37 protein-coding genes are annotated in these 26,543 nt (G+C 53.2%); 32 read left to right on the top strand and 5 right to left on the bottom strand.

All coding sequences use genetic code 11. The features are described from left to right. The first annotated feature begins 44 nt into the window (after positions 1-44). The 6 genes from EXY20_RS16690 (at position 45) to EXY20_RS16710 (ending at position 5,488) form a co-directional block, all read left to right on the top strand. A complete protein-coding gene (locus EXY20_RS16690; protein WP_207671287.1) occupies positions 45-926 on the top strand; it encodes a carbohydrate ABC transporter permease in 882 nt (293 codons plus the stop codon). 12 nt (positions 927-938) lie between these two features. Then, positions 939-1,760, top strand: coding sequence for a carbohydrate ABC transporter permease (locus EXY20_RS16695; RefSeq protein ID WP_135553166.1), 822 nt, complete (start codon positions 939-941; stop codon positions 1,758-1,760). Positions 1,761-1,766: 6 nt separating this feature from the next. Continuing rightward, positions 1,767-3,488, top strand: a complete 1,722-nt coding sequence (locus EXY20_RS16700; protein ID WP_135553168.1) for a glycoside hydrolase family 66 protein — start codon at positions 1,767-1,769, stop codon at positions 3,486-3,488. Between the two features lie 128 nt (positions 3,489-3,616). Next, positions 3,617-3,772 (top strand): hypothetical protein, encoded by a 156-nt coding sequence (locus EXY20_RS39005; protein ID WP_167859300.1) that lies wholly within the window; start codon positions 3,617-3,619, stop codon positions 3,770-3,772. A 236-nt stretch (positions 3,773-4,008) separates the two neighbouring features. Beyond that, the gene (locus tag EXY20_RS16705) at positions 4,009-4,806 is read left to right on the top strand and encodes a CAP domain-containing protein (protein WP_135553170.1); all 798 of its coding nucleotides are present in this window, start codon (positions 4,009-4,011) and stop codon (positions 4,804-4,806) included. 40 nt (positions 4,807-4,846) lie between these two features. Further along, the gene (locus EXY20_RS16710; RefSeq protein ID WP_135553172.1) at positions 4,847-5,488 is read left to right on the top strand and encodes a YhcN/YlaJ family sporulation lipoprotein; all 642 of its coding nucleotides are present in this window, start codon (positions 4,847-4,849) and stop codon (positions 5,486-5,488) included. A gap of 62 nt (positions 5,489-5,550) precedes the next feature. Here the strand turns inward: EXY20_RS16710 and EXY20_RS16715 are convergent, their stop codons facing one another. Beyond that, positions 5,551-6,270 carry a PsbP-related protein gene (locus EXY20_RS16715; protein ID WP_135553174.1) on the bottom strand — a complete coding sequence of 240 codons (720 nt, stop codon included), beginning with the start codon at positions 6,268-6,270 and terminating at the stop codon, positions 5,551-5,553. Between the two features lie 213 nt (positions 6,271-6,483). On the opposite strand from EXY20_RS16715, the gene EXY20_RS16720 reads away from it, so the two are divergent. After that, complete coding sequence (locus EXY20_RS16720) at positions 6,484-6,660, top strand: helix-turn-helix domain-containing protein (RefSeq protein ID WP_135553176.1); 177 nt, start codon at positions 6,484-6,486, stop codon at positions 6,658-6,660. Between the two features lie 26 nt (positions 6,661-6,686). Here the strand turns inward: EXY20_RS16720 and EXY20_RS40650 are convergent, their stop codons facing one another. From EXY20_RS40650 to EXY20_RS16735, 3 genes are read right to left on the bottom strand one after another with little or no spacing between them, the layout of a single operon-like run. Next, positions 6,687-6,845: a helix-turn-helix domain-containing protein gene (locus tag EXY20_RS40650; protein WP_135553178.1), complete on the bottom strand. Its 159-nt coding sequence runs from the start codon at positions 6,843-6,845 to the stop codon at positions 6,687-6,689. Between the two features lie 3 nt (positions 6,846-6,848). Further along, a complete protein-coding gene (locus EXY20_RS16730; protein ID WP_135553180.1) occupies positions 6,849-7,220 on the bottom strand; it encodes a GIY-YIG nuclease family protein in 372 nt (123 codons plus the stop codon). Between the two features lie 6 nt (positions 7,221-7,226). Then, positions 7,227-7,454, bottom strand: coding sequence for a helix-turn-helix domain-containing protein (locus EXY20_RS16735; RefSeq protein ID WP_328592547.1), 228 nt, complete (start codon positions 7,452-7,454; stop codon positions 7,227-7,229). A gap of 139 nt (positions 7,455-7,593) precedes the next feature. Here EXY20_RS16735 and EXY20_RS16740 point away from each other — a divergent pair, with 139 nt between their 5' ends. The 5 genes from EXY20_RS16740 (at position 7,594) to EXY20_RS16755 (ending at position 10,176) form a co-directional block, all read left to right on the top strand. After that, positions 7,594-7,803, top strand: coding sequence for a hypothetical protein (locus EXY20_RS16740; protein ID WP_135553184.1), 210 nt, complete (start codon positions 7,594-7,596; stop codon positions 7,801-7,803). Positions 7,804-8,047: 244 nt separating this feature from the next. Continuing rightward, complete coding sequence (locus EXY20_RS39010) at positions 8,048-8,212, top strand: hypothetical protein (RefSeq protein ID WP_167859301.1); 165 nt, start codon at positions 8,048-8,050, stop codon at positions 8,210-8,212. A 40-nt stretch (positions 8,213-8,252) separates the two neighbouring features. Next, on the top strand, positions 8,253-8,561 hold the full coding sequence (locus tag EXY20_RS16745; protein WP_135553188.1) for a hypothetical protein: 309 nt from the start codon (positions 8,253-8,255) through the stop codon (positions 8,559-8,561). Between the two features lie 165 nt (positions 8,562-8,726). After that, on the top strand, positions 8,727-9,575 hold the full coding sequence (locus tag EXY20_RS16750; RefSeq protein ID WP_135553190.1) for an ATP-dependent DNA ligase: 849 nt from the start codon (positions 8,727-8,729) through the stop codon (positions 9,573-9,575). Positions 9,576-9,987: 412 nt separating this feature from the next. Continuing rightward, positions 9,988-10,176 (top strand): hypothetical protein, encoded by a 189-nt coding sequence (locus EXY20_RS16755; protein ID WP_135553192.1) that lies wholly within the window; start codon positions 9,988-9,990, stop codon positions 10,174-10,176. A 106-nt stretch (positions 10,177-10,282) separates the two neighbouring features. Here the strand turns inward: EXY20_RS16755 and EXY20_RS16760 are convergent, their stop codons facing one another. Continuing rightward, entirely contained in the window at positions 10,283-11,113 is an 831-nt protein-coding gene (locus tag EXY20_RS16760; RefSeq protein ID WP_135553195.1) for a hypothetical protein, read from the bottom strand. A 333-nt stretch (positions 11,114-11,446) separates the two neighbouring features. Here EXY20_RS16760 and EXY20_RS16770 point away from each other — a divergent pair, with 333 nt between their 5' ends. From EXY20_RS16770 to EXY20_RS16865, 20 genes are all read left to right on the top strand, one after another. Next, positions 11,447-12,133, top strand: a complete 687-nt coding sequence (locus EXY20_RS16770) for a replication protein (RefSeq protein ID WP_235886029.1) — start codon at positions 11,447-11,449, stop codon at positions 12,131-12,133. Between the two features lie 167 nt (positions 12,134-12,300). Beyond that, positions 12,301-12,612: an HNH endonuclease gene (locus EXY20_RS39845; RefSeq protein WP_135553201.1), complete on the top strand. Its 312-nt coding sequence runs from the start codon at positions 12,301-12,303 to the stop codon at positions 12,610-12,612. Continuing rightward, positions 12,597-12,857 carry a hypothetical protein gene (locus tag EXY20_RS16780; RefSeq protein WP_135553203.1) on the top strand — a complete coding sequence of 87 codons (261 nt, stop codon included), beginning with the start codon at positions 12,597-12,599 and terminating at the stop codon, positions 12,855-12,857. Before EXY20_RS39845 ends, EXY20_RS16780 begins: the two co-directional genes overlap by 16 nt. 196 nt (positions 12,858-13,053) lie before the next feature. After that, positions 13,054-13,458, top strand: coding sequence for a hypothetical protein (locus EXY20_RS16785; protein WP_135553205.1), 405 nt, complete (start codon positions 13,054-13,056; stop codon positions 13,456-13,458). Positions 13,459-13,463: 5 nt separating this feature from the next. After that, the gene (locus EXY20_RS16790; RefSeq protein WP_135553376.1) at positions 13,464-15,155 is read left to right on the top strand and encodes a terminase large subunit; all 1,692 of its coding nucleotides are present in this window, start codon (positions 13,464-13,466) and stop codon (positions 15,153-15,155) included. 13 nt (positions 15,156-15,168) lie between these two features. Continuing rightward, a complete protein-coding gene (locus tag EXY20_RS16795) occupies positions 15,169-16,392 on the top strand; it encodes a phage portal protein (protein WP_135553207.1) in 1,224 nt (407 codons plus the stop codon). After that, positions 16,373-17,023 carry an HK97 family phage prohead protease gene (locus EXY20_RS16800; RefSeq protein ID WP_135553210.1) on the top strand — a complete coding sequence of 217 codons (651 nt, stop codon included), beginning with the start codon at positions 16,373-16,375 and terminating at the stop codon, positions 17,021-17,023. The genes EXY20_RS16795 and EXY20_RS16800 overlap by 20 nt, the downstream gene beginning before the upstream one ends. A gap of 61 nt (positions 17,024-17,084) precedes the next feature. Beyond that, positions 17,085-18,275: a phage major capsid protein gene (locus EXY20_RS16805; RefSeq protein ID WP_328592551.1), complete on the top strand. Its 1,191-nt coding sequence runs from the start codon at positions 17,085-17,087 to the stop codon at positions 18,273-18,275. Between the two features lie 50 nt (positions 18,276-18,325). Then, the gene (locus EXY20_RS16810) at positions 18,326-18,934 is read left to right on the top strand and encodes a hypothetical protein (RefSeq protein ID WP_135553214.1); all 609 of its coding nucleotides are present in this window, start codon (positions 18,326-18,328) and stop codon (positions 18,932-18,934) included. A gap of 12 nt (positions 18,935-18,946) precedes the next feature. Beyond that, positions 18,947-19,246: a phage head-tail connector protein gene (locus EXY20_RS16815; RefSeq protein WP_135553216.1), complete on the top strand. Its 300-nt coding sequence runs from the start codon at positions 18,947-18,949 to the stop codon at positions 19,244-19,246. Then, entirely contained in the window at positions 19,243-19,551 is a 309-nt protein-coding gene (locus EXY20_RS16820; RefSeq protein WP_135553218.1) for a phage head closure protein, read from the top strand. The genes EXY20_RS16815 and EXY20_RS16820 overlap by 4 nt, the downstream gene beginning before the upstream one ends. A gap of 3 nt (positions 19,552-19,554) precedes the next feature. Next, positions 19,555-20,001 carry an HK97 gp10 family phage protein gene (locus EXY20_RS16825; protein WP_235886034.1) on the top strand — a complete coding sequence of 149 codons (447 nt, stop codon included), beginning with the start codon at positions 19,555-19,557 and terminating at the stop codon, positions 19,999-20,001. Positions 20,002-20,007: 6 nt separating this feature from the next. After that, complete coding sequence (gp17, locus tag EXY20_RS16830) at positions 20,008-20,388, top strand: tail completion protein gp17 (protein ID WP_135553220.1); 381 nt, start codon at positions 20,008-20,010, stop codon at positions 20,386-20,388. 15 nt (positions 20,389-20,403) lie between these two features. After that, positions 20,404-21,114, top strand: a complete 711-nt coding sequence (locus tag EXY20_RS16835) for a phage tail tube protein (RefSeq protein ID WP_135553222.1) — start codon at positions 20,404-20,406, stop codon at positions 21,112-21,114. 54 nt (positions 21,115-21,168) lie between these two features. Next, the gene (locus tag EXY20_RS16840; protein WP_135553224.1) at positions 21,169-21,366 is read left to right on the top strand and encodes a hypothetical protein; all 198 of its coding nucleotides are present in this window, start codon (positions 21,169-21,171) and stop codon (positions 21,364-21,366) included. Further along, on the top strand, positions 21,363-21,752 hold the full coding sequence (locus tag EXY20_RS16845) for a hypothetical protein (protein ID WP_135553226.1): 390 nt from the start codon (positions 21,363-21,365) through the stop codon (positions 21,750-21,752). Before EXY20_RS16840 ends, EXY20_RS16845 begins: the two co-directional genes overlap by 4 nt. Before the next feature lie 44 nt (positions 21,753-21,796). After that, a complete protein-coding gene (locus EXY20_RS16850) occupies positions 21,797-22,039 on the top strand; it encodes a hypothetical protein (protein WP_135553228.1) in 243 nt (80 codons plus the stop codon). Further along, a complete protein-coding gene (locus EXY20_RS16855) occupies positions 22,036-24,594 on the top strand; it encodes a phage tail protein (protein ID WP_135553230.1) in 2,559 nt (852 codons plus the stop codon). Before EXY20_RS16850 ends, EXY20_RS16855 begins: the two co-directional genes overlap by 4 nt. An 11-nt stretch (positions 24,595-24,605) precedes the next feature. Further along, positions 24,606-24,956, top strand: coding sequence for a DUF6711 family protein (locus EXY20_RS16860; RefSeq protein WP_235886037.1), 351 nt, complete (start codon positions 24,606-24,608; stop codon positions 24,954-24,956). An 11-nt stretch (positions 24,957-24,967) separates the two neighbouring features. Next, positions 24,968-26,542, top strand: coding sequence for a hypothetical protein (locus tag EXY20_RS16865; RefSeq protein WP_135553232.1), 1,575 nt, complete (start codon positions 24,968-24,970; stop codon positions 26,540-26,542). Position 26,543 lies beyond the last annotated feature (1 nt).

The following is a 26,543-nucleotide window of genomic DNA, read 5'->3' on the forward strand; positions in this document are numbered from 1 at the left end:
CGGACACGCAGAAGTTTGCGATTAACCGTTAGGAGAAACGAGCCATGCGCGCGATGCTGAAACGGAACGCCCAGTTGCACAAGTTCATGGCCGTACCCGCCATTCTGCTGTTTGCCTTCTTCTTCATCTATCCGCTGCTGCGGGGGATCGGCATCAGCCTGACCGATTCGAACGGCGTAACGACGCCGCATTTCGTCGGGCTGGACAATTTTGTCCAATTCTGGCATGACGAGCGGGCGCGCACGGATGTGCGGAATACGGTGTATTTTGCGCTCGGCAGCGCGCCGCTGCTGAACGTGTTCGGGCTGCTGTACGCGCTGCTGCTCGACCGCAAGTTTCCGCTCAAAGGCGCGGTGCGCGCCATCGTCTATTTGCCGGCCGTCATCAGTCCGCTGATTATGGGTTACGTCTGGTATTTCATGCTGCAGCCTGGGCGCGGTTTCCTGTTCCACGCGCTGGAGCAGCTGAAGCTCGGCTTCCTGAGCGGCAATTGGCTCGGCGACAGCAGCACCGCGCTGCTTGTTATCATCGTCGTCAACGTCTGGCAGTTCGTCGGCCTGACGATGGTCATTTATTTGGCGGGGCTGCAGTCGATTCCCGGCGAGCTGTACGAGGCGGCGACTATCGACGGCGCCGGTTACGCCGCCCGGCTGCGGTATGTGACGCTGCCGCTTCTGTATCCGTCGATTCAAATCAACGTCGTGACGAACATTATCGGTTCGCTGTCGGTGTTCGACGTCATCGTCGCGATGACAGACGGCGGACCGGGCTACAGCACGGAGTCGCTGAGCCTTTACATCCTGCGCATGCTGTACGGCAGCTTCACCGGCTACTCCACCGCGGTCGCGCTGATTTTGTTCGTGCTGATCATCGTTCCGGTCGGCCTGTTCCTGCGGCTGACCAAATCCCGCGAGTATGAACTGTAAGAGGTCGACGATATGAAATCATGGGCATCCGTTCTGCGGTTCGCCGCCATCGGCGCGATCGTGCTCGTTTCGCTGGTGCCGTTCTACGCGCTGCTGTATTTGTCGCTGAAAACGCCGACGCGCACGTTTTTCGACGGCGCTCTGCTGGCGCCCGACTTCCATGTCGCCAATTTCGCGGATGCATGGCAGCGCTCGAACATCGGCCTGGCCATGGTCAACTCGCTTGTCATCACTGTCTGCGCCGTTGCGCTTGTCGTCGCGCTGGCCGCATCCGCCGGCTATTCGATCGCACGCTTCAACCATGCGGCGAACCGGGCGATTCATACGATCTTTCTCGTTTGTCTGACCATTCCCGCGATCATCATCACCGTTCCGCTGTATACGCTGATGCGCGCGATTGGCGGCATCAATACGCATTGGGCGATGATTTTGCTGATGGCGTCGGGAGCGATGCCGTTCGCCGTGTTCCTGTATACCGGCTTCGTGCGTACGCTGCCGCGCGAAGTGGAGGAATCGGCGATTATCGACGGGTGTTCGCCATTCGGCGCGTTCTGGCGGGTGACGTTTGCGCTGCTGCGCCCGGCGACGGCCGCCGTCGTCATCCTGCAGGGGCTCGGCATCTGGAACAACTACGGGCAGGCGGTATTTTTCCTGCAAAGCCAGTCGATGCGCACGATCCCGCTGGCCGTGTCGATGTTTTTCCAGCAGTACGGGGCCAAGTGGCATCTGATGGCCGCGGCCGCCATGATCGGGCTCGCGCCGGCGGTGCTGGCGTTTCTGATCTTCCAGCGATTCTTCATCAAAGGCATTACGGCAGGCGCCGTGAAGGGATGATGCAGCATGGAGCGAACCGCTCCTTATATTCGCGATCTGTATCCGGCGAAAGCGCAGTTTCGCAGCGGCGAACCGGCCGTAATGACAGTAGAGTTGTTCAATCCGGGCGACGAGGCGGTTGCGCTCGTCGTTCGGCTGACGATTGCGGCGGCGACGGAAACGGTTGCCGTGCTGACGCGGGAGGCGGTCGTTGCCCCGGACGCTGCGCTTGTCTTCGACATCGAAGCCGGCTGTTTCGAGGCCGATTTGGCCGGCTTCGGCGCCGACGCCGAGCTGCGGGAGCGCGGCGAGCTTATCGATGCGCTCTCCGGCGCTTTCGACGTCGCCAGCGACTGGCGGCGGTCGACGCGGTACGGTTTTCTCAGCGATTTTGCCGCAGCCGAGCTTGGCGACGGCGAAGACGTGCGTAGCATGTGCAAGCTGCACCTGAATCTGGTGCAGTTCTACGACTGGATGTATCGGCACGACGAACTGGTCGCCGCCGAGGACGACTATACCGATCTGATGGGCCGGCAGGTCAGCCTGCCCGTCGTTCGCGAGAAGATTGCGCTCTGCCACGAGCGCGGCATGAAGGCGGTCGCTTACGGCGCGGTGTATGCGGCAAGCCGCGAATTTGCCGAGCGCCATCCGGATTGGGCGCTGTATACGAGCGGCGGCGAGCCGTTCGATTTTATCGGCATCTTCCGGATCATGAACATCGCCCCCGATTCGCCGTGGAGCGAGCATATCGTCTCGCAATATCGCCAGGCGGTGGAACGAGTCGGCTTTGACGGCATTCACATGGACACGTACGGTTTTCCGAAAACGGCGCTGTCTCGCCTCGGCGGTGTGGAGCGGGTCGAGCGGCTGGCGGACCATTTTCCCGTGCTGATCGACCGTACCCGAAAGTCGCTGGAGGAGGCGGCCGACGACGTTTGCCTGATTTTCAACAACGTTGGCAACTGGCCGGTCGACACGGTGGCGCTTGCGGCGCAGGACGCGATTTACGTCGAGGTGTGGAAGCCGTACGAACGGTACCACCATATTCGCGACATCGTGCGCTGGGCGGACCATCTCGGCAATGGCAAAAACGTCATCCTTGCCGCCTACCTGAAGCCGTTCCGCGTGCCCGGCGAAGGCGGCGCTGCCGGGGCGGAGAACGCCGCGCTGCTGCTGACCGCCGTTGTGACGGCACATGGCGCCTACCATCTGCTGCTCGGCGAAAACGGCGGCGTGCTGACGCAAGGCTACTATGTCGACCATTCGCCGATCGGCGCCGCGTTTATGCGGAAGATGCGCGACTACTACGATTATATCGTGCGATACGTTCACATTTGGTATGACAAAAGGTTGCGCGACGTATCGATGACGCACGCGGACGGAGACAACGAGGAGTATATGTTCTCCGGTTTCCCTTACAGTATGTATGGCGAAGCCGGCAAAGTGTGGATCGTCGTCCGCGAGCACGAGCGCCGCAAAGCGATTCATTTCATCAATTTGACCGTCGCGGCCGACGATTGCTGGAACGAGGCAAAAGCGGCGACGCCGGAGGTGGAAGGGAGGATTGTGCGGATCGCGGTTGAAAGCCGAGCCGTGTTGGCGTTCCGTGCCAGTCCGGACGTTGCCAGGGGCAAGCCGGTTTTGCTCGAGCCGGCGTACGAGGTCGGCAAGCGCGGCTTGACGGCGATCTTCGCGCTTCCGGCGCTGAACGTCTGGGATTCGCTGGTGCTGGAGTTTGGTGGCGATTAGCCCGCGATTGTTTGCCGGGCGCTCTTCTTGACGGCAGCGGCGGTTGTGACTTTTATCACTGCCGCGCCGCGGCCTTTTCGTTACACTGAAGCCATCACCTCACATTAACGAAAAGGCGGTCGATCGAGATGAACGCACAACAAACCAATACGAAAGCGCCCCTGGCGGGGCTTGTGACGCTGATCGTGCTGATGGCGCTGCTTCTGTTGTCCCCGGTGTTATACTTCATGATTCAACTGCTGCTCGGCAACGAAAGCTTGTTCGCCATCAACGGGTATAAATGACGCCGGAAAACGGCAGCGCAGCGGCTTCGACGGTTTGCAGCTGAAAAGCCTTGGAATCGGCAACGCGGATTCCGGGGCCTTTTCGCGCGGAAAAATGTATTCGAAATAAATAAGCCATATTTCATTGGCTAGATTGGCACTAAGCTGCTGAATTGCCGCTGCCGTATTGGGCAGCGGTATTTTTTGTCTTTTCGCAGGGGATAGTAAGCGTAATCCCAACAGAAGGAGCAGATGCCATGAATTCCAGTTCCTCCGCCGGCCGACGGAAGCTGCTGCCGCTGGCCGCGCTGCTGCTGTGCCTGGCGCTCGTCACCGTGCCGGCGGCGACGGCGGCCGCCTTCGGACAAGGCGCAAGCGGCAGCGACGTGTACGCCGTGCAAGGCATGTTGAAGTCGCTCGGTTATTTCAACGGCACGATTACCGGCTACTACGGCACCCAGACGGCGGCCGCGGTCAAGAAATTCCAGGCCCGCTACGGCTTGCCCAAAACCGGCGCCGTCGACAACAAAACGCTTGAATCGATCCTGTGGGCTTACGCCAACATGAAGCTTCCGAAGCAGCCCGCACCGAAGCCGACTCCCGTCCCTGCTCCGGCCCCGACGCCGACGCCAGTGCCGGTTCCGGAGCCGTCGGCTCCGCCGCAGAACGGACTGAGCGCCGAAGAACAGCAGATGGTCGATCTCGTCAACGCCGCCCGCGAATCGGCCGGGTTGCCGCTGTTGACCGTCAATGGGGCGCTGGCGAATGTCGCCCGTACGAAAAGCAAGGACATGGCCGACAACGGCTACTTCTCGCACCAGTCGCCGACTTATGGCTCGCCGTTCGACATGATGAAGCAGTTCGGCATCACCTACCGCACCGCGGGCGAAAATATCGCCTGCAACCAGTCGGTTGAAGCTGCCCACCAGGCGCTGATGAATTCCGAAGGGCATCGCGCCAACATTTTGAGCAGCGAATTTACCGAGATCGGCATCGGGATCGTAAACGGCGGCACGTGCGGCAAAATGTTCACGCAGCAGTTCATCGGCCAGTAGTAGGCGAAATTTCGAGTCGAAGAAAGGTGGAGCAAGCGGTATGAAAACATCTTCTACGTCTTTAGCCGCGGCGGCGTTCGTCCTGCTCGTTCTGGCGCTGCCCGTTGCGGGCTGCGGCAAGGAGCGCGCGAACGGCGCGACGGAAATCGGCAGCGATCATGTGCGCCAGATGCGCAACGACATGCCGCCCGGCGGCTACGTGGCGCTTTCGACGCCGAACGGCATTTTGCCGGACAGCGCCTCGCCTTCCACCGCGACGGCGAACCCCATGGGCTCTGTCGTCGGAAGCATTGATAACAACCGCCGTTTGGCGGATGCGATTGTGGCGATGGGCGGCGTTAGCGCGGCCACCGTGCTGACGATGGGCAACAACGCTTACGTCGCGGTCATTCTGACCCATCAGGGGCGGTCCGGCGATGGCGCGATGCAGCCGGCCGAAGCCGGCGACGCGCAAAAAAACGACATCGCCAAAACCATCCGCCAGCACGACCCGTCCATCAAGGACGTATACGTTTCCGCGAATCCGGATGTCGTACGGCGCATCCAGGACGTGTCGACAGCCGTCGGCAGCGGACGTCCGATCGCCGGTTTGATCGAGCAGCTGTCGACTGCCGTCAGCCGCATCGTACCGATGCGCGCCGGAGCGGTCAACCCGCTGCCGCCGGGACAAGCCGTCAAATAAAAAAAGCGCTGCCCGTTCCGGTACTTGAAGCCGGCGGGCAGCGGTTTTTTTTGGACAACGGCTTAATTGATCCGGAACGTATTCGCTATATTGGCGAATTGATCGACGTATTTATGAGGGTCAGCCGTGGTTGCGGTATAGGTTATGGAATAAGCTTTGCCGTTGTTGATGACAATGGCTTGGCGCCAGAACAGACTGCTCTGGCCTTGGACTCCTGTATAGTCCAGCAATCCGGTAACATAATGGCCTTCATCGGTAAGCGTATCTTCGTCCTGCAGCTTGAAATTGGTGATGACTTTGGCCAGATTTTGTTTGGATATGTCCATATACTGCTTCAAATCAATCGCCTGGCCCTTCAAATCCTCGACAACCAAAGTGACGTTCTCTTGAAACGTATCCGTCTTTCCATCGAGCGGCGAAAGGGCCGCCATCGCAACGCCGGGCACGTCGGTGCGCAGGGTCCAATCTTTCGGATACTGCAGGCTGATATTATTTTCGGGATCGCCAAAATTAACATAACCTGGAACAGGGGAAGCGGCGGGCACTTTACCCGAAGAGCTTGCCGAAGCGGAAGGACTCGGGGCAGCGCTAGTCGCAGCTGCGGCTTTGGGACTTGCGCTTGGGGCAGGCGAAGGACTGGGACTCGGACTGACGCTGGCAGAAGCCGAAACGGACGGAGCCGCAGCTTCTTTATTCGATGAACTGCTGCAAGCGCCCAATACAAGAGCCAGGCCCAAAGGGAATATTAGACTTGCGTAACGCCGTTTTAATTTCGTGTTCAATTTTTAACCCCCTTAATCGTATGACAACCAAAATATTCCTACAATCTCATCCGGTTGTCAACTCTTTTTTGGCGCCTGCAAACCGCGGCCAAATCGCAGTTGCCCATTTTTCCCGTCGAAAGCACAAACGGCCTTGGCCCTTCATACTATGAATTTGACTGTATCCCTTTACCTTGTAACTAACATCAATCCCAAGCAAGGAGGGGTGACACTTTGAAGGGCAGCGACCACAAAAGCAAATTTTTGTTGACGCATCGGGAACGCGAAGTATTTGAGCTTCTGGTGCAGGATAAGACAACCAAGGATATCGCGCAGCAACTGTTTATCAGTGAAAAAACGGTGCGCAATCACATATCCAATGTCATATGTTTTGAAACACACAATACATAAACCCAATAAAAACAAAGCTCCGCGGCTCAATGCCCGGAGCTTTTGTTATCTTCGACGTATTCGATTAACTCGCCGATATCTCTCAACTCCAGCGCGGCCATAATCTTGTTCAAGTTCTCCGGCGACCATGCTTTGCTTACGTTATTCTCCATATCCAGTACCGTAGGGTATCGTATGCCCGTCATTTTTTAGAGCTGGTTTGCGCTCATACGCTTATCAAAAAGCAGTTTGTCCAGCTTCAGTCTTATTCCAGTTACCATACCGCTACGCGATCCTTTGCTATTAGTACGTTGGTATTGTTGTGGTTCTTGATGAAAAGCTTCGACGGCTGTACTAAAAGGAACGTCAAACCATTCTCCGACAGCTCTGGAAGAAGCAAACTTTTCATGCAGTGCTTTTTCGGTTTCTTTATAATATTCCCGCTGATCGGAAATGAATCTCTTGGTAGTAACGCTTCCAGATTGAGTTTCAATCATCCGTATTCGATCATCAGGATATATACTCGAACCAATTTTCACGCGGCCGAATTCGTTCTCGATAATGTAGACATAACCAGACAACTAAATTCAGCCCCTTTTTACTTTGGATTGGGTTATGTGTTCCATAATATCATTCGGCTGCACCCCAAAATGTGTGCAAAGTTTATCAATTACCTCGAGTGATACATTTTCCCCCTTTTCAAACTTAGCCAGTGTCGACGGTCCAATTCCGATTGCTTCGCGCAGATCGGTTTTTTTCATATCTCGTTCGAGTAGAAGTCTGAATAGTGGCTTATACGAGAATGGCATGTACATTCTCCTTTCAATATCGTATGTACATATAATAGAAAATAAAATACAGAAAGTCAAATAATTTGTTTGACATTCTGTATCGTAAATGGTATATTAAATACAGGAAGTGAAACATGAGCTTCCGAAAGGGGTGAAAGAGAAGATGGAGAAGTTGGTGATGGCAGCCTTCGACAAGTTGCAAAAACGCGAACACCTCCTGCGAGTGGCCCGCGAACAGATGGCGCTGGGACGGATCACTCGGGAGGAGTTCAAGGGACGTGAAGCGCGAATTCTTGAGGAGTACGCGCTCACGGTGTCCGAACAGCGGGCGTACGACCTGTACCTCCGCATGATCGGCAAACGTCGCAAGTGAATTGCTGGAGGGAGTTAGCCGCTCCCTCCTCCCAATCTTAACATAAATGGAGTGTGACCGCCATGAGCGGATTGAAGGGACTTAGGCACCTGGACTATGCCGTGTATGGGAACCTGATCGTACCGCTGCTCATGTTTGACGCTGGCGTGATGATCGCCGTTTACGAAGATAGTGATGCTGGGAAGTGCACGATGATAAGTGTGCCGAGAAAATGCCGGCGGGCGAACGCTGGGAGGTAATGGGGATGCAAAAAGGCGACAAGGTTCGTATTCATGGTGATTCCGTGATGCACGGAGACAACGGAGAAGTTGTTGAAGTATTAGACGGTTTTATTCGCGTCAGATTCGTCAATTGGTCTGGATCGTTCGTGGTTAAAATTTATGAGGGTTACGTCCGGGCGGATTACTAATCACGGGAGCCTAACGGCTCCCCAAGGAGGGTATAGAGGTATGATGGTGGAACGAAAATGCGAAAAGTGCGGCAAGATCGAGAATGATGACGTGACGATTGAACGGATTACGGTTATGGCGGCGGGGTATCCGATCGGCGAACATGACTTGTGTCATGAGTGCATTGATATTCCGGAAAAGTTCGGAGACGTCACATTCGACGTTCTGGCCGAATGGATCGCGGAAGGAATATACGACGGCCGCCGGTTCAAACTCAAAGCAAACAACGACGGCGCAACGGTGGATGGTGATTTTACGGATGAGGAACGATTGTTCATCGCCACGCAATGGGAAATGCAAACCGCCTGATGATGGCCGGAGGGACACCGGCCGAAACGCCGAGAGGCGTCGCGGATATCCGCTTCGAGGGAACTGCGCACGTTCCCGTTTACATAGATGCTCTTTGAAAACCCAATACTTCCCGCCACTGGATGGCTACCACAGGCGTTATAATCGCCTTAGAGGTGGATTTATATGTTCATTCCCCCAATGCTGCTCCAAACGGCGCCTGAGCCGTTCAGTGACCCTGGATACATCTTCGAGCCCAAGATAGATGGGCATAGGCTTATACTCGCCCATATCAATGGCCAGACGCGGCTATATACGCGGCACCGGACTGACTGCACGCGGCAGTACCCGGAGATCGCGGCGTTTACGCATCCGGCCGATATCATTCTCGACGGCGAGGTCGCTTGTGCGGATCCTGTGACCGGCGCTGTTGATTTTGAGTTGGTAATGGAGCGTTTTTCGGCTCGGAAGGAATTAAAGGTGAAGCAGCTTGCCACGACGCTGCCGGCCAACTTCGTTGCGTTTGACGTCCTTCGGCTCGGCGATCGGGACACGCGAGTTCTCCCGCTGCTCGAGCGTAAACGGATCCTGAATGAGCTGGACCTGTCTGCGTGTCCGGCTATCGGTAAAATCCCAGTCATCGACGGCGCCGGCGAAGCGTTATATGACCAGGTGAGGTCGCTGAAGCTGGAGGGGATGGTCGCCAAGCGGAAGGATAGCGTCTACGTTGGCAACCGGTCGGCTGCGTGGTTGAAGGTTATAAACTGGACGTACGTCGACGTGTTCTTGACCGGGTACCGCAAGAATGAATTCGGCTGGCTCACGTCTCACGAAGGGCGACCGGCGGGCGTGATCGAGTTGGGAGTGACGCCAAAGCAAAAATCCGCGTTTTACGCCGCGGCGAAAGAACTTGTCGTTGCTGAGGATCGGGAGCACGTTTATCTACGGCCGGCGATCCGTGCGAGGGTTAAAATCCGGAACTGGACACAGCGCGGTATGCTGCGGTCACCTTCGTTCGTGGGTTTCATCTCATAATCTGATATAAACGCCGAAATTTTGTCACCAGACAGCACACTATATATGAGAGGCAAAAACAACAAGGAGACGCCGCAAGGGCAACGATGCCCTGACCATTATGCCGCCGCTATGCGCGCAGCCGCGGCAAACCATTTTCGCGGTGATTCGTCTTTGCTGTTCGTCTCCGTGGGACAACTTTTTCACGGTTAGTAGCGTCCGCCGAGCGAGGGAGCGCAGCTATCTCCAAAACCGTGGCATATGTGCAATGCTCAATATGTTGTATGAGGCGGCGATTGAGCGAATCAAGGAGCAGGGGCGAACGAGAGCGCCTTTGCTCCTTTTTATCATGGCGGGTAATTGGATGCTGCGGCACGAAGGGCTACTGGCCCGGGTTCGATTCCCGGCTCCCGCGATAAAGGTGGTGGTATCCTTGTTGAAGGACAAACACTATGACGAGAAGAAAAAAATGCTGCGGCACCAGCATTGGTGCAAAGAGAGCAAAGACAATCGCAAGCTGTGGAACCGGATGCATCGCACGGCCGTCCGAAATGCGATGAGCAACGGCAATTATGAGAATGTGCCTCAATACAAGGCGAGCGGTGGCATCCTGACTTGGTAAAGAAGCCATTCAGCGAACTGTGAATCTCTCAATTGCAGAACCCCCTAAAATTTACCTTAGAAATTGTAAAATATTATGGTGAATTATCATGATCTCTTGAAGAGGCTTAGAAAACATCTGAAACATCAACCAAAGCTTTTATCATACTATCCATTTTGTTGTCAGCTTCGTAAATTACAAACAATAGAACTTTAAACAATATAGTTACGTTCTTTAAAAGTTCAGTATCGAGCTTGCTTTGCAATTTTACGTCACCATCATTAGGATGAATAGCACCATTGCCAATTTTGTTTATTAGCTCAAGGATTTTAGGGTTTAATTCATTCGCCCATTTCGGAGCAGTTCTTGCCATGATGGCATCGTTTAGTGCTTTGATTTTGGGGCCGAGCATTTTTTGTGTGAAATTTTGATTGAATAATATATGCTCAAGAGCGGCCCTGTACATTGCCATCGCAGCACTATTCGCACCTATCAAATGAGCTTTATTTGCTTGGTCTAAATAGTAGTAAACACTTTCGGGAGTATTCGGAGTCGAAAACCCTCCATATGTAGAAGATAGCACAACAAGAGATATCCCAGTAGGACCGTGATAAATCACTGAGTTAAACACACTGTCACATTGATTACAGGTATAATTCCATAAAGAAGGGGTCAATGCGGCAAAAACCTTCTTGGGAAAGATTTCATCGAAGCTATCTGTTATACCTTTGTTAAGCAAATAGAGTCCCATTTGATCTAACGCTTCATTGTTAGTGGAAAGGTAGAGACTTGAAATAATCATCTTTCGAGTATCTCCGCACTTAGGACAATGCATATTGCCAGTTGGATTCTGGATGAGTTTAATCTTGGTCGCATGATAAACGGTTTGATGTGTGAATTGGCCAGATGCTCTGAGGATAGAACTGAAAAATCCATCGATATTATCAATTGTTGTCACGTATAACCATCTCCTTAATTTTATTTCTTTCGACACAAAGTCTTTTTTTACCTTCATTTTTTTATTTGAAATAAGGATCACTATCAACCACCCAAATAACCCTATGGACCTTATGAAACCATTGCATCGATAGCCTTTAGGATTGGTAAGGAAAGAGCCAATATCTCGGTTAGGTTCACTTGAAATAAATCGCTACAAAGGAAGTGGACAAAACAATGCTGAATGATTTCCGCTGTTCCAACTGCGGCAAAATGCTCGGCCGGATATCAGGCCACGCCGAGATCAAATGTCACCGGTGCAAAACTTTAAACGTCTGGAGGGGAGCGTCACCAGATGACCAGTCCCGAGAACTTCACGATGGTGCCCAATCCGCTGCAGGACTGGCTGATGACGGCCGAATTGAACATGACACAGTTCCGGATCGTGCACGCTGTAATCCGTCGGACATACGGGTTTCGTGAGCCGTGGGCCTATTTCACACAGTCGTATCTCGCGAAGATGACAAACTGCAATCAACGCCAAGCTGCACGCGAACTTATCGCGCTTGTTGATAGCGGAGTGTTGCTGGAGCGATACGAATCTGGTCAACGGCTTATCCGCATAAACCCGAAAATTGCTTCAAAAAGCAGCGATGCCTATGACTCATTAGACATACCTAGCTATGACTCGTTAGACATAGGTGCCTATGACTCGTTAGACATACAAATAAATAAAGATATTAAAGAAAGAGATAAAAAAACATATACATCGATTTCGAAGAGTAACGATCCTTATGTGAAAACCTATCTGCGTATATTCGAAATTTTTTTAAATAAGAAACATATGCGCGTTTCAGAAAAACAAAGCGAGTTCATTCACCAGCACATTGAGAAAATACGTGCTTGGGGGATTGATATAAAAGAATGGACGCGTCAGGTTGATGAGCATTTCGCCAAGCTGCCGGCGAGTAACAACGGAAACATTATCGCATTCCTTGAAGCGTCGGATCGATACTTCGAAGTAAGGCGGCATGAATATTGAAGCTGCTCATTATTGGGCGGCTTTTTTATATGCAAAGAAAGGGTGATGCAGATGTGTTGTACAAAACCAACTGCGAGAATCGTTCCACCGCCACGATCAAACAGACCACAACGAGCGGCGCCTAAAACCAGTGCGCGAACGGGGAAGTGGAGTAGGAAAGTACGTACATGAAAAGCTGGGCTCGAGCATTTTACAACTCGAAAGCATGGCTCATCTGCAGAGCGGCATACATCGCCAAGGTATTCGGCCTATGTGAGCGATGTGGCGCACCTGGAAAGATTGTGCATCATACGGTATGGCTTACGCCGCAGAACATCAACGATCCGAGCATATCGCTCAACCATGACCTGCTGGAGTATCTGTGTCAGGATTGTCACAACAAGGAGCACATGGGAAGTCATGAGCCGGTAGTAGCAGAGGGGCTACGGTTTGATGAGTACGGGAATTTAGTGGAGGTGCGAGGATGCAACCAAGGGTAACTGGACCAAACGGGAACCCACCAACTGGTGGTAGTTCAGTGATTAAGCCGCCGCCCAATAAGCTCGAAGTGCAGGTGCATTTAAATGAACTCGACTTATTCAAAGCTCTCGCATCTGCAACAGCATTGATGTTCGAAAGATCGGACGCTGACACCAAAGCAGAAGTTATTGGCATTTTGAAAGATCACGGTGGCGCGATTCTTGTGACAAGACAATATTGCGATGGACCAACTGTACCGGGTTGATTGAAAAAAAATTTCGAAAAATCGAAAAAAAGTGTTGACAGACACGCGCTTTATTCAACTAAAGCGTTTGCCAAAAACAGGGCAGCACCCCCCCTATCGAAAAAGCGAAGAGGGCAAAAGAAAGACCGTGTGGGCCCATTCGTAGAATACACAGGTCGTGCGCGAGGCCCCCCTAACTGAACTGAGGTGAAAAAACATGGCAAAAATGACGGCTGAGGAGCGCGCCAAATCTCGGGCAAAAGCGGCGAAGAAAACGAAGGTAACGAACGAGGAGAAGCGACTTCGCAAAACTTACGAGAAGTTGCCGAAAGATCAGATGGTTATTGCAGACGGGTTGATTCGCCGCGCCGCTTTCATGAGGGTGACGCTTGAGGAGTATGAAGCGGACCTTGACGAAAACGGATATGTCGAACAGTTCACCCAATCCGAGAAGACGGCAGCGTACGAGCGAGAGCGGCCGGTCGCGCGTCTATACAACTCTCTCAACAAAAACTATCAGAGCATCATTAAGCAACTCTCGGATATGCTGCCGAAGGGTGATGGTGGCGGATCGAAGGATGCTGGGGATGATGGATTCGACGAGTTCGTGAATAACCGATGAGCGCGCTGCGCAAAGTTTATCCGGCCGAGCACAACCCGATCATCACGTACTGGAATGAAATTCATGCCGGCCGCGTCGTAGTCGGCGACAAGGTCAGGCGGATTTACAAGAAGCTCGCAGCCGACGTTTACGACACCGAATCAGAATACGAATACGATCCGAAGCGCGCCAACCACGCCATTGAGTTTATCGAGAATTACTGCAAGCACTCGAAAGGCAAATGGGGCGGGCGGCCGATCGATCTCGAACTCTGGCAGCAAGCGTTCATCGCCGCGACATTCGGCTTTGTCCATAAAATTGACAACACCCGCAAATACCGCGAGGTGCTTTTGGTCGTTGCCCGGAAAAACGGGAAGTCGACCATTGCGTCGGGTATCGGTTTGTATCTGCAGATCGCCGACGGCGAGCCTGGCGGAGAAATATACGCCTGCGCAACCAAGAAAGATCAGGCCAAATTGGTCTGGCTCGAAGCGAAACGTATGGTAAAGAAATCTCCATCGCTCCTGAAGCGCATAAAGCCCCTTGTGAGCGAGTTGGTATCGGATTGGAATGATTCCTCGTTCAAGCCGCTCGGCGCCGATTCTGAGACCCTTGACGGGCTCAACGTGCACGGTGCGCTCATGGACGAGATACACGCGTGGAAAGACGGCAATCTCTACGACGTTATCGTCGACGGCACAAGCTCGCGCGAGCAACCGCTGATCGTAATGATAACGACGGCCGGAACCGTCCGCGGCGCAGTTTACGACACGAAGTACGAGGAAGCAGAAAAGCTGCTGAACGGCTTTGAAGATCCGGAAGGCTATCACGACGATAGGTTCCTGCCGATCATCTACGAGCTCGATAACCGGACGGAATGGACAGATCCGGCGATGTGGCCGAAGGCCAATCCAGGGCTGGGAACAATCAAGAAGGTCGACCAGTTGCAGACGAAAGTCAACAAGGCGAAAGCCAACTCGATGCTGGTCAAGAACCTTCTGTGCAAGGACTTCAACGTCCGGGAAACATCGGTCGAAGCGTGGCTAACATTCGAGCAGTTGAACAACGAAGCGACGTTCGAGGTGGAAAAGCTCGGTCTGAAATACGGCATCGGCGGCGCCGACTTATCCGAAACGACGGACCTTACAGCTGCGAAGGTTATCGCGATGCGCCGCGGAGATCCGACAGTCTACGTGCTACAAATGTACTGGCTTCCGGCCGACTTGCTCGAGCAACGGACCGAGGAAGACGGCATTCCGTACGACAAATGGCGTGACCGTGGACTGCTGCGGACGACGCCGGGCAACAGGGTACATCACAAATACGTCACGGAATGGTTTGTCGAGATCCAAGAGCAATACGGCATTTACATCCCATGGGTTGGATATGACCGATACTCGGCCGTGTACTGGGTCGAAGAAATGCAGCAACACTTCGGCGGCAATGCGATGGAAGCGGTGGCCCAAGGCAAACAGACGCTTTCCGCACCGATGAAGTTGCTCGGCGCCGATCTGGGAGCGAAGTTAGTCAATTACAACAACCACCCGGTTGATAAATGGTGCTTATCGAATACAGCGGTCGACCTGGACCTGAAGAACCTGACAATCCAGCCGCACAAAGGCAAGAACCAGCGGCGGCGCATCGACGGTACCGCGGCGCTGCTCAACGCCTACGTCGCGCTCGAGCGGCACCGTGAAGAGTACATGAACCTTATATGAGGGAGGTGATGAGTTGTTCCAAAAAGTGTTCAGTCGGTTTGCTGGCGCGATTCGCAATGTGATGCGGCTGCGATTCTTCAACGGGTACCAGCCGGTGTTTACGCCATTCGGCGATAATACGTATGAGAGCGATGTCGTGCGGTCGACCGTGGACGCGATTGCCCGGAACGCTGCGAAGCTAAAGGCGAGGCACATACGGCGAACTGGCGGGCAAATCAAGCACGTCGACAGCGATGTCGAGTATTTGCTGAGTGTCCGGCCTAACGCGAAGGAAAACGCCTTTATCTTCTGGTACAAAGTGTTTTCGCAGCTGCTACTTCGTTCGAATGCGTTTGTCATAGTCGATCGAGCCGATGCTATGGAGCGGTACCGCATTCGTGGATTTTACATCATGGATTGCGTGTTCGCTGAAATGATCGAAGCTCTCGGTGAAACGTTTGTCAAGTTTCAAACGAAGCAAGGCGTGATTTATACAATTCCTTATGCCGACGTGATTCATCTGCGTCGGTTTTATTATGCCGATTCCGACTTCGGCAGCAGCAATGAAAAGCCGTTGCTCCCGACGCTGGAGCTTATCCATGCGACGAATCAAGGCATTATCAACGCGATTAAGTCGTCGGCATTCGTGCGCGGGATATTGAAGTTCACCCAAAACCTGAACCCGGCCGACCGGAAGAAGCAAACCGAGGACTTTATCAACGATTACCTGAACCCGGAAAACGGCGGAGGTATTGCGGCGACGGACGTGAAGGCTGAATTCGTCCCGATGAATAGTGAACCAAAGATGATCGATGCCAAACAAATGGCGCTGATCGAGCAGAAGGTTTACAAGTTCTTTGGCGTAAACGAGAAGATCGTCACGTCCAGCTACTCGGAAGATGAATGGAATGCATTTTACGAATCCGTTATCGAGCCGCAATTCGCTGTGCAAACCAGCCTTGAAGTCACGGCGAAGGTGTTTTCTGGTAATGAAAAGTCGCACGGTAACGAGTTTGTTTTCGAAGCGAACCGGCTGCAGTATGCCAGTGTGAAAACGAAACTCGACCTGATGCAAATGGTCGACCGCGGAGCTATGACGCCAAACGAATGGCGCGAAGCCATGAATATGCCGCCAATCGAAGGTGGAGACAAACCGATCCGGCGCTTGGATACTGCAGAAGTGAATCCGAGCAACAAAACACCGCCGGTCAAGCCGGTGAAGGAGGGTGATGACGAAGATGAGCCAGACGACAACTGAAACGCCTAACGCTCGCTGGAAGGATCGCGAGTTTCGCGAATTTGAATTTGAAATCCGCGCTTCCAAACTCGGCGAGAATGACGATGATCCCGAAGCGCTATATGTCGAAGGGTACGCCGTTCGCTTCAACGAGGTAACCGTGCTATGGGAATATGGCGACATGCAGTACAAGGAAAAAGTCGCTCCGACAGCTCTTGCTGAAGCCGATATGTCCGACGTAATTTTCAACTACAACCACGGCGGCAAGGTAATGGCTCGCACGCGCAATAAGACGCTCGAAATGAAGGTCGACAACAAAGGTTTGTTCATTCGGGCCCGGCTCGACGGTACCGATGAAGGCCGCAAGCTATATCAGGAAATCAAAGGCGGCTACATCGATCGGATGAGCTATGCCTATACGACGAAAGAAACGTCGTACGATTCCGAGACCCGCACCCGCACCGTGTTGCGCATCAAAAAAGTTTACGACGTGTCCGCGGTGGATATTCCCGCGTATGATACCACTTCCATTTCTGCACGTTCGGCCTTCGAGACGGAGATTGAGAAGGTGAAAGAAATAGCTGCGGCAGCGGCTAAAGCATCGGCAGATGCGGAACTGCGGCGGAAGTTAGCTTTGCAAACGTACTTGTAAATCCAAAATCGAAGGGATGAAATCAATCGTGAACAAAAGAAAATTCGCTTTGAAACTCGACTTGCAAACATTTGCTGAAACACCGGCGGCTGAACGACTCTCCCAAATCGCGGCACGGAAGTTGGAAATCCGCAAGCAGCTTGAAGGTAACGGAGAGGTTGATCTGGACAAGCTGCAAACTGAGCTGCGCGGGTTGGACGACGAAATGAAAGAAATCGAATTGCGCGAAAAACGTGCAGCACTCGCAAAGGGCATCAATGCCGGCGACATCGAAGGCCGCAAAACCAGCGAATTCGTGCCGGGCGGCGAAGTCCCGAATCCTGCGAAGGAAGCTCGCAAGGTTGCGGAAGAACGCGGCAAGGCGCTGAAAGAAAATCGTTCCGTCACGGTCGGCTCGTCCAACGTAATCATGCCGCGCCATGATGCCAGCGATATCCGGCCGACGTTCAACGAAGTATCGAGCCTGATCGATCGGGTAACGCACAAGCCGCTGCAAGGCGGCGAAAGCTTCCGTCAACCGTACGTGACAGGATACGGAACGGGAGATAATACGACCGAGGGCAACGATTACGCAACGGCAGAGCCGACTTTTGGATATGCCAACATCAACAAATCGAAAGTTACGGCCTATGCCGAAGACTCCGAAGAAGTGCTGAAGCTGCCGCCGGCCGATTACGATGCGGAAGTCATGAAGGGCATCACTATCGCCACTCGAAAGAAGATTACCCGTGAAATTCTCGTTGGCGACGGTAATACGAACCACCTTGCGGGGATTTTCTCGGCCGCTGCAACGGCTATCGATTCGGGTACTGACCTCGAAATCGACGTGATCGATGAAACAACGCTCGACGAAATCATGTACAGCTTCGGCGGTGATGAAGACGTCGAGGATGCCGCGGTCCTGATTCTTAACAAAAAGGACCTGAAAGCTTTCGCCACTCTTTACGACGATACTGGCAGCAAGAAGATTTACGATGTCAAGTCGAACGGCAATACTGGCACGATTAACGGCGTTCCGTTCATCATCAACAGCGCATGTATTGCCGTTACCGACCCCGAGAGCGAAACGGGCGATTATGCAATGGCCTATGGACCTCTCAGCAACTATATGCTGACGATCTTCAGCGATGTCGACGTTCAGCGCTCGACCGATTACAAGTTCAAGCAAGGCATGATCGCTCACCGTTCGAGCATCTTTGTTGGTGGTAACGTTGTGTCGAAGAACGGATTTATCCGCATCAAGAAAAAATAATCCAGAAGGGGCGCTTGTCGCCCCTATCTTCATGGAGGTGATCGCGACCGATGAACAGAGTCGCGCGAGCGTTTAAAAACGGGAAAATCAAAACTGATGCAGGCCGGTTTACTGTAGATCGCGCCTTCAATGCTCATATTGTCATCGCGGCCGCCGACGCAGTGCTCGGCACCTCCGCCGCCTGCCATGCCGCCGTGACTGACACCGGTGTTCAGCAAGTCATTACAACAGGAATCACGAACCCGACATATCCGCGCAACGTGACTGCTACATCTGGCGGTACCGCGGGCGACATCAAGGCGGTACAGATCATCGTCGAAGGTACGAACTTCGCAGATGAACCGATTACGGAGACATTGCCGGCATTTACGGCCGATTCGGCAACAACGGTATCTGGCAACAAGGCATTCAAGACTATCACGAAGTACACGCAGCCGCCGATGGACGGTACCGGCGCAACAGTTTCGCTCGGATACGGCACGAAACTGGGGATCCCGTACAAGCTGGCCCATAACACCGTGCATCAAGCTTTCCGTAACCAGACCAAAGAGGGTACGCTGCCGACCGTCACCGTCGACGCCGCTGCGCTCGAGAACAACACCATGGCGCTGAGCAGCGCGCTCAACGGCACGCAGGTCGACGTTTATCTGCTCGTATAAGGCGGTGGCGGCATGCTGGAAGCATTGAAACCCATCCTGCGCATCAGCCTGAGCAACACGGCCTTCGACGACGAAATCAACGACCTGATCGACGCCGCTCGCGGAGATCTTCGCCTTTCCGGCGTGCTCGCTGCCAAAACACAAGACGACACCGACTCGCTTATCCGGCGGGCGGTGTCTCTTTACGTCAAGGCCAACTTCGGCTGGGATAATCCGGACGCATCGAAGTGGGGAACGTCCTATGAATCACTCAAGGCTCACCTCACGTTGTCGCAGGAATACACGGTCGAGCCGGAGGATGATGAGCCATGATGTGGCGGGACACGGTTGAGTTGGTGACGGTGACGCAGGTTCGTGACGAATTCAACGAACTCGTTGACGGACCGGAGACGGTTCGTTCTGTTTTTGCGAACAAGAAATCGGCGCGGCTATCGGAATTTTACCAAGCCCACGCCGTTGGATTAAAACCGGACACCGTCTTTGAGATTCGAGAGATTGAGTACAGGGACGAAAGGAAAGTCAAGTACGGCGGCGTCGAATATCACATCATCCGAACCTATTCGAAAAACGGCGAGGTGCTGGAGTTGGTTTGCTCACGCTATCCGATGGAGGGATGATGCGTGGCGAAATACAAGATTGATGGCATGCCAGAATTGGAGCGAACTTTCAAACGACTGGGAAATGTGCCGCAGACTGTAGCGACAAAAGCGGCGAGAGCCGGTGCCGCGATTGGATTTAAGGCTGCGAAAGCTGGAGCGCCTGTCAGGAAAGGGACTCTAAAGAAGGGCATCATCATGAAAGGTGAACGCAGGACGACGCCGGGGAAAAAGGTTTATGACGTGCTTATGAACCCGGAAATGAACGAAGATTTCGTTCGGGTCTCAAAAGCGGGGAAGCGCGCTTACTATCCAGCTTCGCAGGAATCACGGTTCAAAAAAGCGGACGGCGGATATGTCGAGGGTTACCACTACCTACAGAATTCGCTGGTGAAGAACAAAACTGCAATTGAAAGCAAGATGGTTGAAGTTGCCGCAAAAGCCATAGACCAGGTCTTGAAAAAGAGGTGATGATCGATGCTGTTTGAAACTGCGATGACTGCTGAATTGACTGCGATAACAGGCTTGACGGACAAGGTACACCACCTCAAGGCACCTGAGTCGGCGAGAGTGCCGTACGTTGAATACGAGTCGAGCGAAGGGCTCGCCACAAAGACGATGGGCGGATACCAGGCCGGTAAATCGGTAGAGGTGGAACTTAACGTTGTGGCTGGAACGTACGGCAGTCTGAAGCAAGTCACAGCAGCGGTCGTCGCCAAACTCGCCAGTTTTGAAGGTCGTTTGATCGGAACGAGCGGACCGTTCATTCAAGAAATAACGCTTCGTGCATCCCGAGAGTTTTACGACAAGGAAACGAAGCTCATGAAATCCGCTTTGTCATTTGAAGTTTATTTTTGAAGGAGGTAGACCGAATTGCCTGAACGTTCCGTGGGTACGAAATTGAAAATCGGTTTGAGTTACGTGGCCGGGCTCACATCTATTGATCCGCCCGAATTGACGCAGGACACAACGGAAACGACCACACTCGACAATGCTGGACGGCGCAAGACTTTTATCGGAACCTGGCTGGACGATGGAGAAATCGGTGGATCGGGATACTTCGAATCCGGCGATGCTGGTCAATCGGCGCTCTTGGCAGCTCGTAATTCGGGTGAAGCAGTACCTTTTGAAATCATCTATCCTCCGTCCGTTGGGGCCAGTTGGATCGGCGAAGCTATCGTTACAAGCTACAAGGCCGGTTCGGCAGAATTGGAAGAACTGCTTGGTTTTGAATTCACGTTGAAAGTGTCGGGAGAGGCGGAATTCACCACAACCGCAAGCGCCGGCCTATCCGGACTTTCTCTTACCGGAACCGGAGGAACACTGGCCCCAACCTTCTCGAATTCTAAGACCTATTACACCTACGATAGCGTGTCGGCGACCAACGTCACAGTAACGGCGACGGCGGCAGATCATGAGATCAAGTTGTACATCGACGGCGTCTTCTCGCAAGACCTGACGACGGCGGTTGCATCGGCATCGATCCCGCTGACGATTAGTGTCGCAAAGAAACTGACAATCATCGCCAAAGAGTCGGGGAAAACGCCAGTCATTTACGAAGTTGTCGTACTCAAAACCAGCTAAAAAACAGACAACGGGCAGGGCTGCGGCTCTGCCTTGTTGCATTGGAGGGATCATATGAAGGTCAAGATCGAATCGCCTCGACATGGACAAGGAAAGGTGTTCATCGACGGCGAGGAAGTGAAAGAAGTCGTATCTGTAAACGTATTTGTCGGCGTGAACAACCTCACGACTGTATCGCTTGAGTTGGTTGCGGATGAGGTTGAAATAGATTTGCAACAAGCTGTTTCCGAACAGAAAGGACGGACGCTATGAACAAGAACAAAAACGACGTTGTCATCATCGAACTCGACAGGCCACGCGAACTGCGTTTCGGACATAAAGCCTTGAAGAGGATGTCGGCATTGTCCGGCAAGAGCATGGAGGACATGGAAAGCGGCGACCTAAACTTCGAAGAGTTGGAGCAGATTTTCTATTATGGATTGACTCGTGATGCTCAGGAGAACGGCGAAACGCTGACACTCGACATGATGGAGGACATTCTCGATTACGCTCCATCTTACGATTACCTGATGGAAAAATTGCAGGAGGCCATGAAAAACGCGACAGGCGGCATTGAGGGAAACCAGCAAGCGCCGGCGAAACAACCGGCGCAGAATCGCCAGCAACGAAGAGCGAATGGGACTGGGAGGAGTCGCTAAAGGCAGCGATTCGAATCGGTATACCGCTGAGCGAATACAACGACATGACTCCGCATGAGTTGGCTTTGTATGCTGAAGCGTTTGGGGAGAAGGTCAAGCGGGAAAACGACAACGAGATAACTGCTGCATATTTGACAGCGTTGTGGCAACGGGTGAAAAAAATGCCTGACTTGAAAAAGCTTCTGGAACAGGAGGACAAACCCAAGAAGAGAGCAAAGCAGACGCCCGAGCAGATGTATCAGAATCTTATCGCGTCAGTTGGTGGCGTTAAGAAGAAAGGAGGGTGATTATCATCGCAGTCGTCAAAAATTTGATGACGAGGGCCGGTTTCGATGCATCGGGCATGCGTAGAGGTGTGAGGCAAGCTCAACAGGAATTGAACAATTTTAAAGCCGGCGTATCCCGAACATTGAAAGGTATCGTTGCCGCAACAGCAGCGATTGGCATCGGCGCGGCTATAAAGGATTCCGTCAAATCTGCAATGGACGTTGAAGCGGCCATGGGGCAAATCGAACGGACGCTGGGTGCCAATGCAAAATCATTCAAGGATTGGGCGAATGAGAGTGCAATTGCGTTCAATATGAGCCGGTCTGATGCGCTCAAATTCGGCGCAGTATACTCCAATTTGGTTAGTGGGTTTGCGAAAGACACGGCTACCACCGCCAAATATACGACGGATTTGCTCAAGGCTTCAGCTGTCGTCGCCAGCGCGACGGGCCGGACGATGGAGGACACGATGGAGCGGATCCGGTCCGGTCTCCTCGGCAACACGGAGGCCATCGAGGACCTCGGGATCAACGTCAACGTATCGATGATCGAATCGACGAACGCCTTCAAGAAGTTTGCGAATGGAAAGTCGTGGCAGCAACTCGATTTTCAAACGCAGCAGCAAATACGTTTATTCGGGATTCTGGAACAAGCGACGACGAAATACGGCGACGCCGTGGCGAACAATACGAATTCAAAGCAACAGCAATTTGTCGCACAACTCAAGAATGCGCAACTCGCACTAGGGCAGGCGTTCCTCCCCATTTACAACATCATTTTGCCTGCACTTACGAAGATGGCCAGTGCTTTAGCGACTGCAATGAATGCTGTAGCTCAGTTCACGCAGGCGCTTTTCGGAAGCAACAAGGCCCAGAAACAAACAGCAGCAATCACAAGTCAAGCGTCAGCAGTAAATGACTTGGGCGATGCATATAACGCTGCCGGAAAGGCCGCAGAGGGATCAGTCGCAGGGTTTGATGAGGTGAATAACCTTAACGATTCATCTGATGGTGGCTCAGGTGGCGTTGCTTCGATGGCCACAGATCCGACCGCCGATAAATCTGCATTGTCCGACATCGGCAATGAAACCGAAAACGTATCTGCAAAAGTGCAAGCGATGGCGGCAAAAGTGAAAGAAGCATACGGCGAAATATCTGCATTTATCAAGGAGCATAGCGATATTATTATCGCCGCTCTTGGTGGTGTTGCGATTGCACTGGGTGCGGTTTTTGCAGTAAACAATTTCGGGACTATTCTTGGTGGGTTAAAAGGAATCGCTGCAGCGGTTGGTGCAATACTCTCGCCCATAGGACTTGTTGTCGTTGCGATCGCCGCGCTTTCAGCGGCATTTATTTATTTTTACCGGACAAACGAAACATTCCGCGAAACGGTCAACAGCATATTGCAAAAAATAGGCGAGGTTGCGACCTGGCTATGGCAGAATGTCATGGTGCCATTTGGAAAATGGTTAGCTGAAGTTATGCCGATTGCGTGGAAGGCGGTAACGACAGCTGCGGAATGGCTTTGGAAAAACGTCCTTTCTCCTTTCGGTTCATGGCTTGCGAGCGCCTTTGTTGCATCGTGGGACGTAGCGAGTTCAGCTGCGCAGTGGCTCTGGAAGAACGTTCTGGTGCCCCTCGGTAACTTTTTGCTCTGGTTCTGGCAAAACGTCACCGTGCCACTTGCGACAGTCCTGGGTGAAGTCCTCGGCGTCGCATTCCAGTTCGTTGCCGACATTGCAGTGGCATTCTGGGAAAACGTTCTTGTCCCGCTTGGCGCGTTTATCGCAGAAGTGTTTGGCCCAGCAGTCGAAGCCTTATCGGCTGTTTTTTCATTTTTGTGGGAATACGTGCTTGCGCCACTCGCTGCGTTTATTGGCGACGTGTTGAAGGTTGTATTCGAAGCTTTGACAAAAACAATCGTGTTCTTGTGGAATAACGTCCTGGAACCGCTTGTGAAGTTTGTTGGCGGGGCCCTCTTGACCACGTTCACGCAGGTTTTCGAGATCATTGGCGGAGTCATTGACGGCCTGAAAACAACGCTGATCGGAATTATGACATTTATCACCGGCGTGTTCACTGGCGACTGGCAGAAAGCTTGGGATGGCGTAAAGGATATTTTCCGCGGCGTGTTTGACAGCCTGTACGCGATCGTTAAAACGCCATTGAACTTGATCATCGATTCGATCAACGCGGTGATAAGCGGATTGAACCAGATTCATTTCGATATACCCGATTGGGTACCTGGACTCGGCGGAAAAGGGTTCGGGATTAGCATCCCTTCCATTCCGCGACTCGCTCAGGGTGGCATCACAACCGGCCCCATGGTGGCTATGATCGGCGACAATCCCGGCGGCGAAGAAGTGGTGTCGCCGCTCGATGGACTGCTTGATATGATCCAGTCGGCAGTCGGTACCGCGATCATGGCAGCTTCAGATTTGATGAATTCAAACCAGACTTCACAGCAAGGTGACATCGTAATTCAGGTTGACGGCACCACGCTCGCTCGAGTGCTGAATCCGTTCACGACGAAGGAAAATGGCCGTATCGGCAGCGCAATGATAACGACGACGTAGGAGGGATCGGGGTGGCGGTTTTGATAATCAACGGGGTTGATATGCCTACCCCATCTGCAATGACGCCCGGCGAAGAGGACATCGGAAAATGGGATCGTAATGCCCGAGGGACCATGATAGGGGAGATTGTCGCAACAAAAGCCAAGTTTGAACTTTCGTGGTCCTTTCTCACTGCAGAACAACTTTCCCAGCTTCTGAATGCAATAAAACCAACATTTTTTAATGTGACATATACCGACCCTGTTGACAATCTTTTACGAACAGCACTTTTTTACAAAGGCGGCAGGAGCATGCCGGTCATGGATTATCGCAATGGAGCCCCCCGGTATAAAGACGTAAAATTCAACATTATCGAAAGGTAAGGTGACGGCGCATGTATCCCGTTTCTCCAGCGTTTCAAGCTGCGGTATACGCGCCGTCGCGGCGCGTCGCCGGTAAAGTCACCTTCGACATTTCAGACGTCACAGCCGCCGGCGACGTATCCAACATCACCGTGACCACGCAGGCGACGGCGATCAGCGACAAAGCGCAGCTCATCGACAAGGATCGCAACGCCACATACAACCTGGCGACGCTGGAGACGGACCGCTTCCGGCTTGACGGATCCTTCAGCTTTGCCGACGATGCGGCGCCAGCCAATAACGCCGAACGCGGATACGTCAGCGACGCGCTTTGTGACTCCGATGGCGAATTTGCGTCGCATCCGACGATCACGATCACATTCGGCTCCACACATAGCAGCGTCGGCCTTACGATCACGTTTGACGCATTCAATGGCGAGTACGCGACTGACTTCATCGTTACGGCTTACGACGCATCAAACGTTGTGATCGACACCGTGACCGTCACAGGCAACACAAGCACACAACCCAAGCCGCTCGGCCAACTACTCAACTACAAAAAGATCGTCGTCGAGATCGTCAAATGGAGTGTCGGCGACCGGCGCGCGCGGGTGCTGGAGATCGACTTCGGCATCGTCGAGGTATATACCGACGACAACCTCATCAGCATGGGACTCATCGAAGAAATGGACATGTCCGGGAGCAAGCTGCCGTCGCCGGAGTTTGATTTTACGGTCGACAACAGCGACCGGGCATTTAACATACTTAACCCGACCGGATTTTACAAATACCTTCAGCAGCGGCAGCAGGTCATCGCGGAGTTGGGCGTGGATATCGGCGGCGGGCTGATCGAGTACGTGCCACTGGGCAATTACCTGCTTTGGGAGTGGACCAGTGACGAGGGTAGCCTTACGGCATCTTTCACCGCGCGGACCAATCTCGACTTGATGGCCAACTTCGACTACGAAAACGGCACGCCCGATTCGCAGTCTCTCGCCGACCTGGCCGAGAGCCTTTTTGCTTTGTGCGGCATACCCAATTACAGCATCGACCCGGCGCTGGCCGGCATCACGACCAACTCGCTCGCCAAAAAGACGACGTGCAAAAACGCGCTGCAGATGGTCGCCCTCGCCGGCTGCGCGAATATCTTCGTGACGCGCGACAATACGATCACGCTGCGCTGCTTGTCGCTTGGTGACCCGGATGACGTGGTGACGCTCGACAACATGTACGCCGAAGCGCAGATCGAGCTCGAGAAGATCGTCAAGCAGGTAGCGGTAACGTACTGGACCGACCTTGATACTTCCTCGGTATCGACGGTAACGGCCGCAGGCGTCGACGTGGGCGACGTGCTTAAGCTGGAGGGCAATACGTTTATCAACTCTTCCGGCCGCGCTACAGCGGTCGCCAACTGGCTGCTGGCGCAAAAGGCGTACCGGGCCAAATACGCAATTAACTGGCGCGGCAATCCCGCGCAGGAACTGGTCGACGTGATCTTGATCGAAAACACATACGGCAGCAGCATGAGCGCCTTTATCACGAAGACGGACCTGACGTATAAAGGCTATTTGCGGGCCAAGACAGAAGCGCACGGGGTGGTGAACTGAT

It is taken from the genome of Paenibacillus cymbidii (genome assembly GCF_004764705.1).
GTDB lineage: Bacteria > Bacillota > Bacilli > Paenibacillales > NBRC-103111 > Paenibacillus_AN > Paenibacillus_AN cymbidii.

What these genes read in the sequence shown, in the direction of transcription:
- EXY20_RS16840 (WP_135553224.1), top strand. Translation starts at nt 21,169, where the DNA reads ATGAAGGTCAAGATCGAATCGCCTCGACATGGACAAGGAAAGGTGTTC.
- EXY20_RS16815 (WP_135553216.1), top strand. Translation starts at nt 18,947, where the DNA reads ATGCTGGAAGCATTGAAACCCATCCTGCGCATCAGCCTGAGCAACACG.
- EXY20_RS16770 (WP_235886029.1), top strand. Translation starts at nt 11,447, where the DNA reads ATGACCAGTCCCGAGAACTTCACGATGGTGCCCAATCCGCTGCAGGAC.
- EXY20_RS39010 (WP_167859301.1), top strand. Translation starts at nt 8,048, where the DNA reads ATGCAAAAAGGCGACAAGGTTCGTATTCATGGTGATTCCGTGATGCAC.
- EXY20_RS16845 (WP_135553226.1), top strand. Translation starts at nt 21,363, where the DNA reads ATGAACAAGAACAAAAACGACGTTGTCATCATCGAACTCGACAGGCCA.
- EXY20_RS16745 (WP_135553188.1), top strand. Translation starts at nt 8,253, where the DNA reads ATGATGGTGGAACGAAAATGCGAAAAGTGCGGCAAGATCGAGAATGAT.
- EXY20_RS16735 (WP_328592547.1), bottom strand. Translation starts at nt 7,454, where the DNA reads ATGTACATGCCATTCTCGTATAAGCCACTATTCAGACTTCTACTCGAA.
- EXY20_RS16695 (WP_135553166.1), top strand. Translation starts at nt 939, where the DNA reads ATGAAATCATGGGCATCCGTTCTGCGGTTCGCCGCCATCGGCGCGATC.
- EXY20_RS39005 (WP_167859300.1), top strand. Translation starts at nt 3,617, where the DNA reads ATGAACGCACAACAAACCAATACGAAAGCGCCCCTGGCGGGGCTTGTG.
- EXY20_RS16705 (WP_135553170.1), top strand. Translation starts at nt 4,009, where the DNA reads ATGAATTCCAGTTCCTCCGCCGGCCGACGGAAGCTGCTGCCGCTGGCC.
- EXY20_RS40650 (WP_135553178.1), bottom strand. Translation starts at nt 6,845, where the DNA reads ATGACGGGCATACGATACCCTACGGTACTGGATATGGAGAATAACGTA.
- EXY20_RS16785 (WP_135553205.1), top strand. Translation starts at nt 13,054, where the DNA reads ATGGCAAAAATGACGGCTGAGGAGCGCGCCAAATCTCGGGCAAAAGCG.
- EXY20_RS16690 (WP_207671287.1), top strand. Translation starts at nt 45, where the DNA reads ATGCGCGCGATGCTGAAACGGAACGCCCAGTTGCACAAGTTCATGGCC.
- EXY20_RS16750 (WP_135553190.1), top strand. Translation starts at nt 8,727, where the DNA reads ATGTTCATTCCCCCAATGCTGCTCCAAACGGCGCCTGAGCCGTTCAGT.
- EXY20_RS16710 (WP_135553172.1), top strand. Translation starts at nt 4,847, where the DNA reads ATGAAAACATCTTCTACGTCTTTAGCCGCGGCGGCGTTCGTCCTGCTC.
- EXY20_RS16820 (WP_135553218.1), top strand. Translation starts at nt 19,243, where the DNA reads ATGATGTGGCGGGACACGGTTGAGTTGGTGACGGTGACGCAGGTTCGT.
- gp17 (WP_135553220.1), top strand. Translation starts at nt 20,008, where the DNA reads ATGCTGTTTGAAACTGCGATGACTGCTGAATTGACTGCGATAACAGGC.
- EXY20_RS16800 (WP_135553210.1), top strand. Translation starts at nt 16,373, where the DNA reads ATGAGCCAGACGACAACTGAAACGCCTAACGCTCGCTGGAAGGATCGC.
- EXY20_RS39845 (WP_135553201.1), top strand. Translation starts at nt 12,301, where the DNA reads ATGAAAAGCTGGGCTCGAGCATTTTACAACTCGAAAGCATGGCTCATC.
- EXY20_RS16740 (WP_135553184.1), top strand. Translation starts at nt 7,594, where the DNA reads ATGGAGAAGTTGGTGATGGCAGCCTTCGACAAGTTGCAAAAACGCGAA.
- EXY20_RS16810 (WP_135553214.1), top strand. Translation starts at nt 18,326, where the DNA reads ATGAACAGAGTCGCGCGAGCGTTTAAAAACGGGAAAATCAAAACTGAT.
- EXY20_RS16700 (WP_135553168.1), top strand. Translation starts at nt 1,767, where the DNA reads ATGGAGCGAACCGCTCCTTATATTCGCGATCTGTATCCGGCGAAAGCG.
- EXY20_RS16850 (WP_135553228.1), top strand. Translation starts at nt 21,797, where the DNA reads ATGACTCCGCATGAGTTGGCTTTGTATGCTGAAGCGTTTGGGGAGAAG.
- EXY20_RS16780 (WP_135553203.1), top strand. Translation starts at nt 12,597, where the DNA reads ATGCAACCAAGGGTAACTGGACCAAACGGGAACCCACCAACTGGTGGT.
- EXY20_RS16865 (WP_135553232.1), top strand. Translation starts at nt 24,968, where the DNA reads ATGTATCCCGTTTCTCCAGCGTTTCAAGCTGCGGTATACGCGCCGTCG.